At 72.7% G+C, this 12,981-nt stretch carries 11 protein-coding genes; 7 read left to right on the plus strand and 4 right to left on the minus strand.

The features are described from left to right. Positions 1-14 precede the first annotated feature (14 nt). The 3 genes from ACFVVX_RS10520 to ACFVVX_RS10530 all read right to left on the minus strand — a co-directional run bounded on the left by ACFVVX_RS10520 (position 15) and on the right by ACFVVX_RS10530 (position 3,940). Entirely contained in the window at positions 15-1,019 is a 1,005-nt protein-coding gene (locus ACFVVX_RS10520; protein ID WP_387943637.1) for an ABC transporter permease, read from the minus strand. Then, complete coding sequence (locus tag ACFVVX_RS10525; RefSeq protein WP_387943639.1) at positions 1,016-2,692, minus strand: sugar ABC transporter ATP-binding protein; 1,677 nt, start codon at positions 2,690-2,692, stop codon at positions 1,016-1,018. The genes ACFVVX_RS10520 and ACFVVX_RS10525 overlap by 4 nt, the downstream gene beginning before the upstream one ends. Before the next feature lie 198 nt (positions 2,693-2,890). Beyond that, positions 2,891-3,940, minus strand: a complete 1,050-nt coding sequence (locus ACFVVX_RS10530) for a substrate-binding domain-containing protein (RefSeq protein ID WP_387943641.1) — start codon at positions 3,938-3,940, stop codon at positions 2,891-2,893. Positions 3,941-4,347: 407 nt separating this feature from the next. Here ACFVVX_RS10530 and ACFVVX_RS10535 point away from each other — a divergent pair, with 407 nt between their 5' ends. Both ACFVVX_RS10535 and ACFVVX_RS10540 read left to right on the plus strand, forming a co-directional pair. Beyond that, positions 4,348-5,862, plus strand: a complete 1,515-nt coding sequence (locus tag ACFVVX_RS10535; protein ID WP_387943643.1) for a hypothetical protein — start codon at positions 4,348-4,350, stop codon at positions 5,860-5,862. A gap of 110 nt (positions 5,863-5,972) precedes the next feature. Continuing rightward, positions 5,973-6,638 carry a GntR family transcriptional regulator gene (locus ACFVVX_RS10540; protein WP_387943645.1) on the plus strand — a complete coding sequence of 222 codons (666 nt, stop codon included), beginning with the start codon at positions 5,973-5,975 and terminating at the stop codon, positions 6,636-6,638. Positions 6,639-6,782: 144 nt separating this feature from the next. Here the strand turns inward: ACFVVX_RS10540 and ACFVVX_RS10545 are convergent, their stop codons facing one another. Further along, positions 6,783-7,481 carry a FadR/GntR family transcriptional regulator gene (locus ACFVVX_RS10545; protein WP_387943647.1) on the minus strand — a complete coding sequence of 233 codons (699 nt, stop codon included), beginning with the start codon at positions 7,479-7,481 and terminating at the stop codon, positions 6,783-6,785. 417 nt (positions 7,482-7,898) lie between these two features. Between ACFVVX_RS10545 and ACFVVX_RS10550 the strand changes: the two genes are divergently transcribed. From ACFVVX_RS10550 to ACFVVX_RS10570, 5 genes are read left to right on the plus strand one after another with little or no spacing between them, the layout of a single operon-like run. Beyond that, positions 7,899-9,206, plus strand: a complete 1,308-nt coding sequence (locus tag ACFVVX_RS10550) for an enolase C-terminal domain-like protein (protein ID WP_387943649.1) — start codon at positions 7,899-7,901, stop codon at positions 9,204-9,206. Positions 9,207-9,256: 50 nt separating this feature from the next. Then, positions 9,257-10,204 carry an aldo/keto reductase gene (locus ACFVVX_RS10555; protein ID WP_387943651.1) on the plus strand — a complete coding sequence of 316 codons (948 nt, stop codon included), beginning with the start codon at positions 9,257-9,259 and terminating at the stop codon, positions 10,202-10,204. Continuing rightward, positions 10,201-11,070 carry an amidohydrolase family protein gene (locus ACFVVX_RS10560; protein WP_387943653.1) on the plus strand — a complete coding sequence of 290 codons (870 nt, stop codon included), beginning with the start codon at positions 10,201-10,203 and terminating at the stop codon, positions 11,068-11,070. Before ACFVVX_RS10555 ends, ACFVVX_RS10560 begins: the two co-directional genes overlap by 4 nt. Positions 11,071-11,116: 46 nt before the next feature. Beyond that, the gene (locus ACFVVX_RS10565) at positions 11,117-12,187 is read left to right on the plus strand and encodes a zinc-binding dehydrogenase (protein WP_387943655.1); all 1,071 of its coding nucleotides are present in this window, start codon (positions 11,117-11,119) and stop codon (positions 12,185-12,187) included. Continuing rightward, entirely contained in the window at positions 12,184-12,963 is a 780-nt protein-coding gene (locus ACFVVX_RS10570; protein ID WP_387943656.1) for an SDR family oxidoreductase, read from the plus strand. Before ACFVVX_RS10565 ends, ACFVVX_RS10570 begins: the two co-directional genes overlap by 4 nt. Positions 12,964-12,981: the final 18 nt, after the last annotated feature.

The following is a 12,981-nucleotide window of genomic DNA, read 5'->3' on the forward strand; positions in this document are numbered from 1 at the left end:
TCGGTGGGGCTCCGTCAGGCGGGGAGGCCGATGGGGCGTTCGCCGCTGCGGCGCTGCTGGATGACGACGGCGACGACCAGGAGGGCGCCCTGGGCGACGTTCTGCCAGAAGGAGTTGATGCCCTGGACGGTGAGGCCGTTCTCCAGGGCGCCCAGGAGCGCGACGGCCAGCAGGGTGCCGCCGATGCCGCCCTTGCCGCCCTTGAGTGCGGCGCCGCCGAGGGCGGCGGCCGTGATGGCCTTGAGTTCGAGCCCTTCGCTGCCGGAGACGGGCTGCCCGGAGCCGGTACGGGCGGTGAGCAGGACGCCCGCGAGCGCGGCGACGACGCCGATCAGCGCGTAGACGGAGACGAGGTACTTGTTGATGCCGATACCGGCCAGGCGGGCGGCGGTGTCGTTGCCGCCGATGGCGTACAGGTTGCGGCCGATGTCGGTGTAGGTGAGCAGGACGTGCACGGCGAGGGCGGTGAGGATCAGGATCCACACCATGACGGGCAGGCCGGCGACGCTGCCGCGGCCGAGGAAGACGAAGACGTCGTCGTTGAGGACGTACCCCTGCGCGCGGCCGTCGGACAGGAGTTGGGCGAGGCCCTTGTAGGCGGCGAGCCCGGCCAGGGTGGCGATGGTGGGGTTGACCCGGCCGTAGACGATGACCAGGCCGTTGAGCATGCCGACCAGGACGCCGACCCCGGCGGCGGCGGCGATCCCGACGAGGGCGTTGGACCCGGCGGAGGTGAACGCCATCGCGCTGACGACGGAGGCGACGCCGGCCTGGGAGCCGACCGAGATGTCGAGTCCGCCGCAGATGATGACCACGGTCTGCACGATGGCGAGCAGGCCGGTGATGGTGGTGGCCTCGGCGATGACCTGGAGGTTGGACAGGCTGAGGAAGTTCTCGTTCAGGATGCCGAACAGGGCGAGGACGGCGACGAGGGCTCCGGCGAGGCTCAGGTTCTGGCCGCCGGGGGAGGGGAACGGGAAGCGCCTGGGGGCTTCCCGGCGGGCCGTCGCGGTGGTCATGAACGGCCTCCGGGGGCTGTGTCGACGGGGAGGTGGGCGGTGGCGGGTGCTGCGGCGGTGGTGGGTGCTGCGGCGGCGGTCGGTCCGGTTGGTCCGGTTGGTCCGGTCGGGGCTAGGTCGTCGGCCATGGCGAGCTGGAGGACGGCCTCCTCGGTCGCCTCGGCGCGGGTGAGTTCGCCGGTGATGCGGCCGTTCTGCAGGACGACCACGCGGTCGGCCAGGCCGAGGACTTCGGGGAGCTCGGAGGAGATCACCAACAGGGCGACGCCCTCCCGGGCGAGGTCGGCGATGATCCGGTAGATCTCGGACTTGGCACCGATGTCGATGCCGCGGGTGGGCTCGTCGAGGATGAGCAGCTTGGGCTTGCGGGCGAGCCACCGTGCGAGGACGACCTTCTGCTGGTTGCCGCCGGAGAGCTTGCGGACCTCGTGCTCGATGGACGGCGTGCGCACCCGCAGCAGGTCGGTGAACTCCTGGGCCAGCGCGCGCTCCCGGCGCCGGTGGACGAACCGCAGGCGCCGCAGTCGGCCGAGGACGACCAGCGAGGTGTTGTCGCGGATCGAGCGGTGCAGGAACAGGGCCTGGGCCTTGCGCTCCTCGGGGGCGAGGCCGATGCCGGCGGCGATCGCCGACCGGGGGCGGCCGGTGCGCAGGGGCCGGCCGTCCAGCGTGACGGTGCCGCTGCGCACGGGGTGGTCGCCGGCCAGGGCGAGGGCGAGCTCCGAGCGTCCGGCGCCGATGAGTCCGGCGAGGGCGACGACCTCACCGGCCCGGACCCGGAGGTCGATGTCGTGGACGTGGTCGGTGGTCAGCCCCCGGACGTCGAGCACGACGCGGTCGGTGGCGACCTCCTGGCGGGTGAACAGGGTGGACAGGTCGCGGCCCACCATCAGGCGCACCACCTCGCCCTCGTCCGTCCGCGCGGCGTCCAGGACCCCGGCCACGGCGCCGTCGCGCAGGACGGCGATGCGGTCGGCGAGCCGGAAGATCTCCTTCATCCGGTGGGAGACGTAGATGACGGCGACGCCCTGGGCGCGGAGTCGGCCGATCAGGGTGAAGAGGGCCTCGACCTCGCTGTCGGAGAGGGAGGAGGTCGGCTCGTCGAAGGCGATGGCCTTGGCCTCGCCGGTGAGCGCCCGCATGATCTCGACGAGTTGGCGCTGGGCGGGGGTGAGTTCCGATCCCAGCAGGTGCGGGGGGAGCACCTGGTCGAAGCCCAGGCGCGCCAGGTCCGCGGTGATCCGGCGGTCGAGTTCGGCCCGGTCCAGACGGCGGCCGGCGGTGCGGGGAAGGGCGCCGGCGTAGACGTTCTCGGCGACCGAGACGTGCGGGATGATCTCCGGCTCCTGCGGGATGATCCGGATGCCGAGCATCCGGGCGTCCTGCGGGGAGTGGAGCACGACCGGCTGCCCGTCGATCAGCACCCCTCCCTCGGTGGGCCGGTGGTCGCCGGTGAGGATCTTCAGCAGGGTGGACTTGCCGACGCCGTTCTCGCCCATCAGCGCGGTGACCCGGCCGGCGGGGAAGTCGAGGCTGACACCGGACAGGGCCTGGACCGCGCCGAAGCGCTTGGTGACCTGGTCGACGGCCACGACCGCGGTGGTGGTGGTGGCGGCGGCGGTGGCGGGGGCAGGGGGAGGGGGCTCCGGTGGGCGGAGGTCGGAGGCGTTCACGGGGAACCTCGCAGGTGGTCGGGGAAGCGGTCGCGGCGTGGACCGGGCGCGGGCCGGGTGCCGGGGGTGGGCCGATGCGGCTCCGGGCGCGGGCCGGGCACGACGGCGCGCCCGGGCCCGGGGTCGGGACAGGGGTGGTGCGGGTGCGTGCGGGGCCGGCGGACACCCGGCGCACCCGCACCGGCTCACGGGTGGGGGTCAGCTGCAGGTGACCCCGGAGGCCTTCCAGTTGGCGGCGTCGACCATCGTGGTCGGGGCGAAGGCCTCCTTCGGGAGGTCCTTGCCGTTCTTGAGCTTGTCGTACATCGTCTGGACGGCGAGGGCGCCGACGTCGCTGCCGTTGATGAACAGGGCGGCCCGCATCCCGGAGGGCTTGCCGGAGCCCCAGTTCTTGCAGGCGAGGTAGGCGCCGAGTCCGACGCCGATGACGTTGTCGGCCTTGAACCCGGCGTTCTCCAGCGCGGTGACGCCGCCCTGGACGTTCTCGTCGTTGCAGCCCCAGACCACCCAGTGCTTGACGTTCGGGTTGGCGGTGACGACGGCGGCGATCCGGTCCTGGGCGCCGGTGGGGGTGTTGTCGGTGGCGACGTCGATGTTCTGCACCCCGGTGCCGCCGGCGCTCAGGAAGGCGGCCTTGGCGCTCTTGACCCGCGAGGTGCAGACGGTGACGTCCTGCTTCCAGGCGGAGATGGTGCGGGTCTCGGCAGGGTTCCAGCCGGACCTGCCGAACTCCTCGGCGGCGCGCTTGCCGACCTCGGTGCCCATCTGCTCGCCGCTGAAGCCGATCCGGGGCACCAGGTTCTCCGGTGTGCAGCCCGTCGGGTCGGGTCCGGTGGTGCAGATCTGGTCGTCGGAGGTGAGCAGGGCGACGCCGGCGTCCTTGGCGGTCTGCACGACCTGCGGGCCGACGGCGGGATCCGGGACGACCACGATCAGGCCGTTGCTCTTCTGTGCGATCGCGGCCTTCGCCTCGCTGACGGTCTTGTTCGCGTCGTTGCCGAGGTTGACGACCTTCAGGTCGATGCCGAGCTCGGCGGCCTTGGCCTTCGCGCCGGCCGCCTCGCCGACGAAGTACTCCTGGTCGCCCTGCTTCTGAAGGTACGTCAGAGAGATCTTGCCGTCGACCTTGGCGACCTCGCCGCCGCCGGTCGACTGATGGCCGTCGGAGCAGGCGGCGAGGGCGAGCGGGAGGAGTAGTCCGGCTGCCGCGGCGGAGAACGTGCGGGCGCGGCTTCGGGCACTGGACATGGGGGACCCCTCGAATGGGAGAAGGACGGGAGCGCTGGCGGTCGGGCCGAGATCAGACACTCAAGGCCCCGCCGAGACGGGCACGTTCAAACGAAATCAAACGTGATGCGCCATTAGAAAACTCGCCAATCACTCAGATGTCAACGCTTAGGAACATGAAGCCGGGTCGAGCCGGGTGTTTCGGACGGTGGAGGCGTCGGTCGAGCGGTCCGGGCGGTCTGTCGGAAACAGTTCGGCGACTCCTCTGGTGCTGAAGTCGTATATCGCATACCTTTGCCCCCGCGTCGGCGAACCCCGAGGGCCGGTCCGGTCGGCGCCGGGCGCCGGCGCCCCGGTCTGTCCGCCGGCGCCCGTGGCCCGACCGCGACCCCCGCACCGCCTCCCCCCCACCCACCCAGGAGGACCCAGTGAACCGGCCCGAATCAAGTGGTTTCGGTCGTAGAACCCTGCTGCGCGCCGCCGCCGTCGGCGGCTCGGCCATGGCGGCCGCTCCGCTGCTGAACCTCGCGTCCGCCCGGGCGGCGGGGCTCGACTCGGGCAGCTACACCATCCGGTTCGACAACGGGGCCCGGCAGACCATCAAGGGCCTGGGCTTCGAGATCCAGTCCGACTCGATCGGCTCCGGCAACAACGGCATGCCCGACCTGGTCAGCGGCGTGCCCTACGACCTGACGCCCGCCGAGCGCACCCGCTTCTACCAGCAGATGCTGAAGATCCGCTCGGACCGGGGCTTCCGCTACTGCCGGCTCGCCCTGGGCCTCTACCACCGGGGGGTGACCGCCGACGGCAAGCGCCTCGTCGACCGCTACGAGAACCAGACCGCCCTGCTCTCCGAGATGATCAGCCAGGCCGGCATCGAGGGGGTCGCCGCCGAGTACTGGTCCCCGGCCCCCGGCTGGAAGATCAACAACAACCTGGTCGGTACGAGCGCGGACGGGAAGGCCAAGTACGGGCTCGCCTCCTTCGCCCCGGCGGACCTCGACGCGCTGGGCGACGCCATGGTCGCCGACCTCGACTACCTCGCGGCCCGCGGGATCCCGATCAGCATGTGGGGCCTGCAGAACGAGCCCGACTCGTACGCCGGTTACTCCTCCTGCTTCTACGACGCCCCCCAGTACCTCGCGGCCTTCAAGGCGGTCGCCCCGAAGATCCGCGCCAGGTACCCGAACGTGATGATCCAGGCCGACAGCCGCGGCGGCTGGAGCGGCGAGCGCGGCCAGGCGCTCATCGCGGACGCACAGGCGCTGCGCTACGTCGACGCGTGGACCTACCACCGGGTCGGCGCCTACGCCGACGAGCAGATCACCGGCGACTACACCTCGGGCGCGCTCGGCCGACCGGTCTTCAACAACGAGTTCGAGTACCTCCACCCGACCAGCTCGTTCAACCGGACCATCAACACCGCCCACTCGATCATGAACTGGATGACCTTCCAGAACGCGCCCACCTGGTTCTGGCTGCACGCCCTGAAGCCCACCACCAACTCCGAGTCCAAGGGCTACTCGCTCGGCTTCTGGCGCCCCCCGAGCGACACCGACTTCAGCCACTACCCGAACATCCAGCCCGGCCACTGGGACTTCAACCCGGAGAACTGGAACGCCGTCGCCGGCTTCGTCCGCTACATGCCCTGGGACTCCGTGCGCCACCACGTCGAGGAGCCCGTCCACGACGATGGCAGCGCCTACACGGACCACCGGATCATGGCCTGGAAGACCGCGCAGGGCAAGCAGATCTTCGCGATCACCAACCGCTCCTCCAGCCGGTCGTTCACCTACAACGTCGACACGCAGACCGCCGCCTCCTTCCAGGGCCACCGCTACGGGCCGACCACCCACAGCCAGACGCTGAGCACGCTGACCGGCCCCACCCTCGCCCTGACCGTCCCGCCGCTCTCGATCGAGTTCTGGGTCCGCACCCCCTGAGGGCCCCTCACCGGCCGTTCCGCGGCGGAGCCTCCCGGAGCGGCCGGCCGGACGCGGGGGCGCCGCTGCTTGCCCTTCGCTTTCATGGGAATATCGCATACGATGAACGGGTGACACAGGCGAACTGGGCCCGGCTGCCCGTGGTGAAGAGCAAGGCTGATCTCGTCTACGACAGCCTTCGTGCTGCCATCGCCGAGGGCGACCTCAGGCCGGGCGAGCGCATCAACATGGACGAGCTCGCCCGCAACCTGGGCGTGAGCAAGATCCCGATCCGCGAGGCCGTGAAGCGGCTGGAGGCGGACGGCCTGGTGGTGTCCCGGGTGCACTCCGGTGTGACCGTCGCCGAGGTGGACGCGACCGAGATGCGCGGGGTCTTCCTGGCCCGCGAGGCGATCGAGGGGCTGGTCGCCGGGCTCGCGGCGGAACGCATCACCGACGCCCAGCTGGCCGAGCTGGAATCGGTCCAGCAGCAGATGCGCGGGCGGCTGGGCACCCGCTCGCTCCAGAAGCTCCCGGAGCTGAACTCGGAGTTCCACCGGATCCTGGCCGAGGCCGCCGGCTACCGGATCCTGGCCGATCTCACGGACCAGCTGCTCCTCACCGTCCGCCGCCACCGGATCGCGGCACCGACCGACCCGGCGAACTGGGCCGAGGTCATCGCCGAGCACGACGGGATCATCGCCGCCCTGCGCAGCCGTGATGCCGACGCGGCGACGCGGGCGGCCAAGGCCCACATCAGCGCACAGGCCGACCACGAGGTCGCCGACAAGGCGTGACCGGGGCGGCACCGCCGCGAGGGATGCCCCCGTGCTTGCCCGCTCCCGATCCCTTTTCCCCTCCCGATCCCTTGTGCTCTCCTGGTTCCGTACCGGCCGCCGCATCTGTACGGTGTGGTGCGCGGCGCCGGCCGGGATCCCGGCTCAGTCCTCGCCGACGGGCCCGGTCGGCATGTGCCGGCGCAGCCAGTTCTCGGTGGTGGTGACGTGCATCAGGGCGGCGGCCTGGGCGAGCGGCGCCTCCCGTGCGGACAGGGCCTGGAAGATGGCCTCGTGTTCGGCGATGGCCTGGTCCGCGGCGTCGCTGTCGACGAGCCCGCGCCAGATCCGGGCGCGGAGCGTGCGGTTGGAGATGCCGTCCAGCAGGGTGGTCAGGGTCTCGTTGCCGGTCGCGGCGATGACCGCGCGGTGGAACGCGGCGTCGTGCAGGTTGAGGCGCTCGGGGTCGTTCCTGGCCGCCCGCATGGCGCCGAGGTGGCGCCCGATCTCGGCGAGGTCCGCCTCGCCGGCTCTGGTCGCCGCCAGGCCGGTCGCCGCGGGTTCGAGGAGCCGGCGTGCCTCGGTGAGCTCCAGCAGGGTGTTCCCGCTGAGCAGTTCCACCGCTGAGGAGAGGCTCTCCAGGAGGAGCGCGGGCGCCAGGCTCGTCACGTAGGTGCCGTCGCCGCGCCGGATTTCGAGGACCCGTGACACCACCAGGGCCTTGACGGCCTCGCGCACGAGGTTGCGCGAGATGCCCAGGTCGGCCGCGAGCTGCTGTTCGGCGGGCAGTTTGGTGCCGGGCGGCAGCTCACCCGCCCGGACGAGCTCGCGGATTCGGGCGATGGCCATGTCGGTCAGTGACATCCGTGGTTCCTCGGCGGTCGGTGTGCTGCGGGCGGGGGTGGGGCTGGCGGGGCGGGGCAGTGCGGGGCGGGTCGGCCGGTGCGACCGGTCGTCGTCGGTTATCAGAGCACAGGGCGCGCGCCGGAGCCCAGGGCGGGCGCGCCGTCCGTCGCCGTCCGGTCACCCCGGGGCAGGTGCGGCCCAGCCTAGCCGGACATCCCATGACTTGGAGCGGCAAGTCGTCGGCGACAGTGTCGATTGAAGAATTATCGGGCTTCCACCTGCATGGTTCGTGATTTCTCGTGCACGGGTCTGGACAGGAGGGGGCTGACTCCCCGACAGTCATCCCATGTCTCGGCTGCGTGATGTCGCCGATTGACCGCTGCCGGCGGCATGCCGCCGCACTGCCGCCGCACACGCCTCGAAGGGCCTCCGCTCATGAACCGCATCATCGGGATCGAAGCGCTGGACGTGCGCTTCCCCACCTCCCGCGAGCTCGACGGCTCTGACGCGCTCAACCCCGAACCGGACTACTCGGCCGCCTACGTGATCGTCCGCACGAGCACCGGCGAGGAGGGCCACGGCCTGGCGTTCACCGTGGGCCGGGGCAACGACGTCCAGGTCGCCGCCGTCCGCGCACTCGCCCCGCTCGTGACCGGACTCCCGGTCGAGGAGACCCTCGCCGACCTCGGGTCCTTCTCCCGCCGCCTCACCGGTGACGGCCAACTGCGCTGGCTGGGACCGGAGAAGGGCGCCATCCACATGGCCGCCGCCGCGATCGTCAACGCCATGTGGGACCTCTACGGCCGGCGCACCGGAAAGCCCGTCTGGCTCCTGCTCTCCGAGATGAGCCCGGAGGAGCTCGTCGCCCTCGTCGACTTCCGCTACCTGCGCGACGCGCTGACCCCGGAGGAGGCCCTGGAGATCCTGCGCCGGGCCGAGCCCGGCCGCGCCGAGCGTCGGCGCCACCTGCTGGACCACGGCTACCCGGCCTACACCACCACGCCCGGCTGGCTCGGCTACGACGACGAGAAGCTGGTCCGGCTGTGCGAGGAGGCCGTCGCGGACGGCTTCACCCAGCTCAAGCTCAAGGTGGGGGCCGACCCGGCACAGGACGTGCGCCGGCTGCGGTTGGCCCGGCAGGCCGTCGGGCCGGACGTCCGGATCGCGATCGACGCCAACCAGGCCTGGGGAGTGGGGCAGGCCATCGACCTGATGGAGGGGCTCAAGGAGTTCGCCCCCTACTGGATCGAGGAGCCGACCTCACCGGACGACATCCTCGGCCACGCCCGGATCCGCGCCGCCGTCGCACCGGTCAAGGTGGCCACCGGGGAGCACTGCCACAACCAGGTCATGTTCAAGCAGCTCCTCCAGGCCGGTGCGATCGACATCCTCCAACTCGACGCCAGCCGCGTCGCCGGGGTCACCGAGAACGTCGCGATCCTGCTGCTCGCCGCGAAGTTCGGGATCCCGGTCTGCCCGCACGCCGGCGGCGTCGGCCTGTGCGAGATGGTCCAGCACCTGGCGATGTTCGACTACGTGGCCGTCAGCGGCAGCACCGAGAACCGGGTGATCGAGTACGTCGACCACCTCCACGAGCACTTCACGGCGCCGGTCCGCATCGTGCGGGGGCACTACGTCGCCCCCACCGTGCCCGGCCTCGGCGCCCAGCTGCACCCCGCGTCGGCGGCCGACCACCTCTACCCCGACGGCCCGGCCTGGGCCCGGCAGCCGTCCGCCGTCTGACCGGCCCGGGCCGGAACCCGCCCGCTCCGTCGCCCCGCCCCGGAGGAAGAATGCGCTACCGCCGACTGGGAAACACCGACCTGATCGTCTCCGAACTCGCCTTCGGTGCCTCGCCGTTGGGATCGGTCTTCGGCGCCGTCGACGAGCAGGACGCCATCGACGCCGTCCGCACCGCACTCGATGCGGGCATCAACCTCTTCGACGTCGCCCCCTACTACGGCGCCACCACCGCCGAAGCCCGGCTCGGACGGGCCCTGCACGGCGTCGCCCGCGACAGCTACCTGCTGGCCACCAAGGTCGGCCGGTACGGCGCCGCCGACTTCGATTTCAGCGCCCGACGGGTCAGGCGCAGCGTCACCGAGAGCCTGACCCGCCTGGGGACCGACCACCTCGACCTGGTCCAGTGCCACGACATCGAGTTCGGCTCACCCGACCGGATCGTCGAGGAGACCCTCCCCGCACTGCGCGGGCTGCAGGACGAAGGACTCGTCCGCCACGTCGGCATCACCGGGTACCCGCTGCCCCTCCTCGGCCACGTCGCCCAGCGCACCCGGGTGGACACCGTGCTCTCCTACTGCCAGTACACGCTGCACGACCGGCGCCTGGCCGCCTGGACGGACCACTTCGCGGCCTGCGGCACGGGGGTCGTCAACGCGGCGCCGCTGGCGATGGGCGCGCTCACCCGCCGGGGCGCACCCGGCTGGCACCCCGGCTCCGCCGAACTGCTCGCCCGCTGCGCGGCGGCCGCCGACCTCTGCGAAGCCGCGGGCAGCGACCTCGCCACGCTCGCCCTGCAGTTCTCCGTCCGCGCCCCGGGCGCCGCCACCACCGTGGTCGGCACCGGCAGCGCCGAGGAGGTTCGCCGCAACGTCGGCCGGCTCGCCGAGGCGATCGACGAGGAACTGCTCGCCCGGGTCGAGGCCTGCCTCGCACCGGTCCGCGACCAGGGCTGGACCAGTGGGCGGACCGCCGGCCGCCCCGCGCAGGTGCGGTCGTGACGCCCGCGGTCGTCGACGCGCACGTGCACCTGTGGGACCCGGGCCGCTTCGACTACCCGTGGCTCACCGAGCCCGCGCTGCGCCGAGCCGTCGGACCGGACGAACTGGCGGCCGCCGCCGGCGAGCCGATCGGAGTCGTCGTGGTGGAGGCCGGCCGCCGGCCCGAGCAGGCCGGGGCCGAACTCGACTGGGTGCGCGCCCGCGCCGCCCACCGCCCGGAGCTGCTCGGCATGGTCGCCCACCTCTCCCTGGAACAGCCCGAGTCCCCGGAACAGGCCGAGGACCTGCCCGAGCGGATCCGCCGGCTGGCCGCCGACCCCTTCGTGGTCGGTGTCCGCCGCCTCCTCCAGGACGAACCCGCCGGCTTCACCGCCGGCACCGGCCTGCGCGCCGGTGTGGCCCTGCTCGGCGACTCGGGACTGCCGTTCGACGCCTGCGTGCGCGAGCACCAGCTCGCCGAACTCGACGAGCTCGCCGCCGCCTGCCCGCAGACCGTCCTCGTCCTGGACCACCTGGGCAAACCCCGGCCGGGAGCGCCCGACGACGGAGGCTGGCGCCGGGCGCTGCGCCGCCTCGCCGCCCGGCCCAACGTGGTCTGCAAACTCTCCGGACTCGCCACCGAGGCGCTCCCCGGCCGGGCCACCCCCGAGCTGCTGCGCCCCTACCTGCACACGGCACTCGACCTCTTCGGCCCCGACCGCTGCCTCTACGGCAGCGACTGGCCGGTGATGACACTCGCCGGCCGCTACCGGGACTGGCTCGACCTCGTCCGCGCGGAGCTCTCCGCGCTCCCGGCATCCGACGCCCAGGCCGTCCTCGGCGGCAACGCACTGCGCGTCTACGGGCTCACGGGCCGGACGGCCTGAGAGCCCGCCACCCCGCCACCACCCACCCAACCCCGGGAGAACCCTGGTGCACCAGGCCACCTACACCGGCGACCGGACGGTCCTCGTCCGGCCCTGCGCAGCCGTACCACCCGCCGCCGGACAGGTCCGCATCGACGTCGCCTTCACCGGCATCTGCGGGACGGACCTGCACATCCTGCACGGCGCCATGGACGCCCGCGTCAGCCCGCCCACCGTCCTCGGCCACGAGATGTCCGGCAGGATCGCCGAGGTCGGCGCCGGCGTCACCGGCTGGCAGCGCGGCGACCCGGTCACCGTGATGCCCACCGCCTCCTGCGGCGACTGCCCCGCCTGCGGGGCCGGCCACACCCACCTCTGCCACCGCCTCGACTTCCTCGGCATCGACTCCGCCGGGGCCATGCAGAACAGCTGGACCGTCCCGGCCGAGCTGCTGGTCCGGCTCCCGGAGGGGCTGCGGCTGGACCGCGCCGCGCTCGTCGAACCCACCGCCGTCGCCGTCCACGACGTGCGCCGCTGCGCACTGGCGGCAGACGAGCAGGCGGTCGTCGTCGGCGCGGGCCCGGTCGGCGTGCTGATCGCCCTGGTCGCCCGCCGCGTCGGCGCGGACGTCCTGGTCGTCGAGCCCGACGCCCACCGGCGCTCCACCGCCGAGAAGCTCGGCCTCGCCTGCATCGACCCGTCCGTCACCGACGTGGTCGCCGCGGTCGAGTCGCGGACCGGCGGCGCCGGCGCCGCGGTCGCCTTCGAGGTCTCCGGCGCGGCCGCCGGTGCGGCGAGTGCCGTCGCCTGCCTGCGGGCCCGCGGCCGACTGGTCCTGGTGGCCATCCATCCGACGCCCCGCGAGGTCGACCTGCACCGCTTCTTCCAGCGCGAGCTCACCCTGCTGGGTGCCCGGCTCTACCACCGGGAGGACTTCGAGGAGGCCGTCCGACTGCTCGCCGCCGGGGAGATCCCCGTCGACGGCCTCGTCTCCCGGATCGAACCGCTCGCCCGGGCGGACGCCGCCTTCGCCGCCCTGGACTCCGGCGCCCTGGACTCCGGCGCCCTGGACTCCGGCGCCGGCGTGATGAAGGTCCTGGTCGACTGCCGGCCCACCGACGGGACGGAGTCGGCATGACCACCGCCGGACACCGAAAGCTCTTCGACCTGACCGGCCGGCTGGCCGTCGTCACCGGAGCCCGCCGCGGCCTCGGCCTGGCCATCGCCGAGGCGCTGGCCGCCGCCGGTGCGGACATCGTCGCCGTCAGCGCGAACCTGGAGACCTCCGGCAGCGAGGTCGCCGAGCGCGTCACCGCCCTGGGCCGGCAGTGCCGCACCCTGCGCGCGGACTTCGCCGACCGGGCCGCCGTGACCGCCCTCGGCGCCGAACTCTCCGGTCTGCAAAGGCCGGTGGACATCCTGGTCAACAACGCCGGCACCATCGCCCGGGCCCCGGCCGCCGAGCACAGCGACGAAGACTGGGACCACGTCCTGGCCGTCGACCTGAGCAGCCAGTTCGTCCTCACCCGCGAGGTCGGCCGGCGGATGCTGGAACGCGGCTCCGGGAAGATCGTGTTCACCGCCTCGCTGCTCAGCTACCAGGGCGGGATCACCGTGCCCGGCTACGCCGCCGCCAAGTCCGGCATCGCCGGCCTCACCCGCGCGCTGGCCAACGAATGGGCCGGCCGGGGCGTCAACGTCAACGCGATCGTGCCCGGCTACGTCGCCACCGACAACACCCGGGCCCTGCGCGCCGACCCGGTCCGCAGCGCCGCCATCCTCGACCGCATCCCGGCGGGCCGCTGGGCCGCGCCCGAGGACATCGCCGGAGCGGCGGTCTTCCTGGCCTCGCCCGCCGCCGACTACGTCCACGGCACCCTGCTGCCCGTCGACGGCGGATGGCTGGGCCGATGACCCCCTCCGGAACCCACC

This window comes from Kitasatospora sp. NPDC058170, from assembly GCF_042883905.1.
Classification (GTDB): domain Bacteria; phylum Actinomycetota; class Actinomycetes; order Streptomycetales; family Streptomycetaceae; genus Kitasatospora.

Coding starts and splice junctions, on each gene's coding strand:
- ACFVVX_RS10520 (WP_387943637.1), bottom strand. CDS start 1,019: ATGACCACCGCGACGGCCCGCCGGGAAGCCCCCAGGCGCTTCCCGTTC.
- ACFVVX_RS10530 (WP_387943641.1), bottom strand. CDS start 3,940: ATGTCCAGTGCCCGAAGCCGCGCCCGCACGTTCTCCGCCGCGGCAGCC.
- ACFVVX_RS10570 (WP_387943656.1), top strand. CDS start 12,184: ATGACCACCGCCGGACACCGAAAGCTCTTCGACCTGACCGGCCGGCTG.
- ACFVVX_RS10550 (WP_387943649.1), top strand. CDS start 7,899: ATGAACCGCATCATCGGGATCGAAGCGCTGGACGTGCGCTTCCCCACC.
- ACFVVX_RS10545 (WP_387943647.1), bottom strand. CDS start 7,481: ATGTCACTGACCGACATGGCCATCGCCCGAATCCGCGAGCTCGTCCGG.
- ACFVVX_RS10555 (WP_387943651.1), top strand. CDS start 9,257: ATGCGCTACCGCCGACTGGGAAACACCGACCTGATCGTCTCCGAACTC.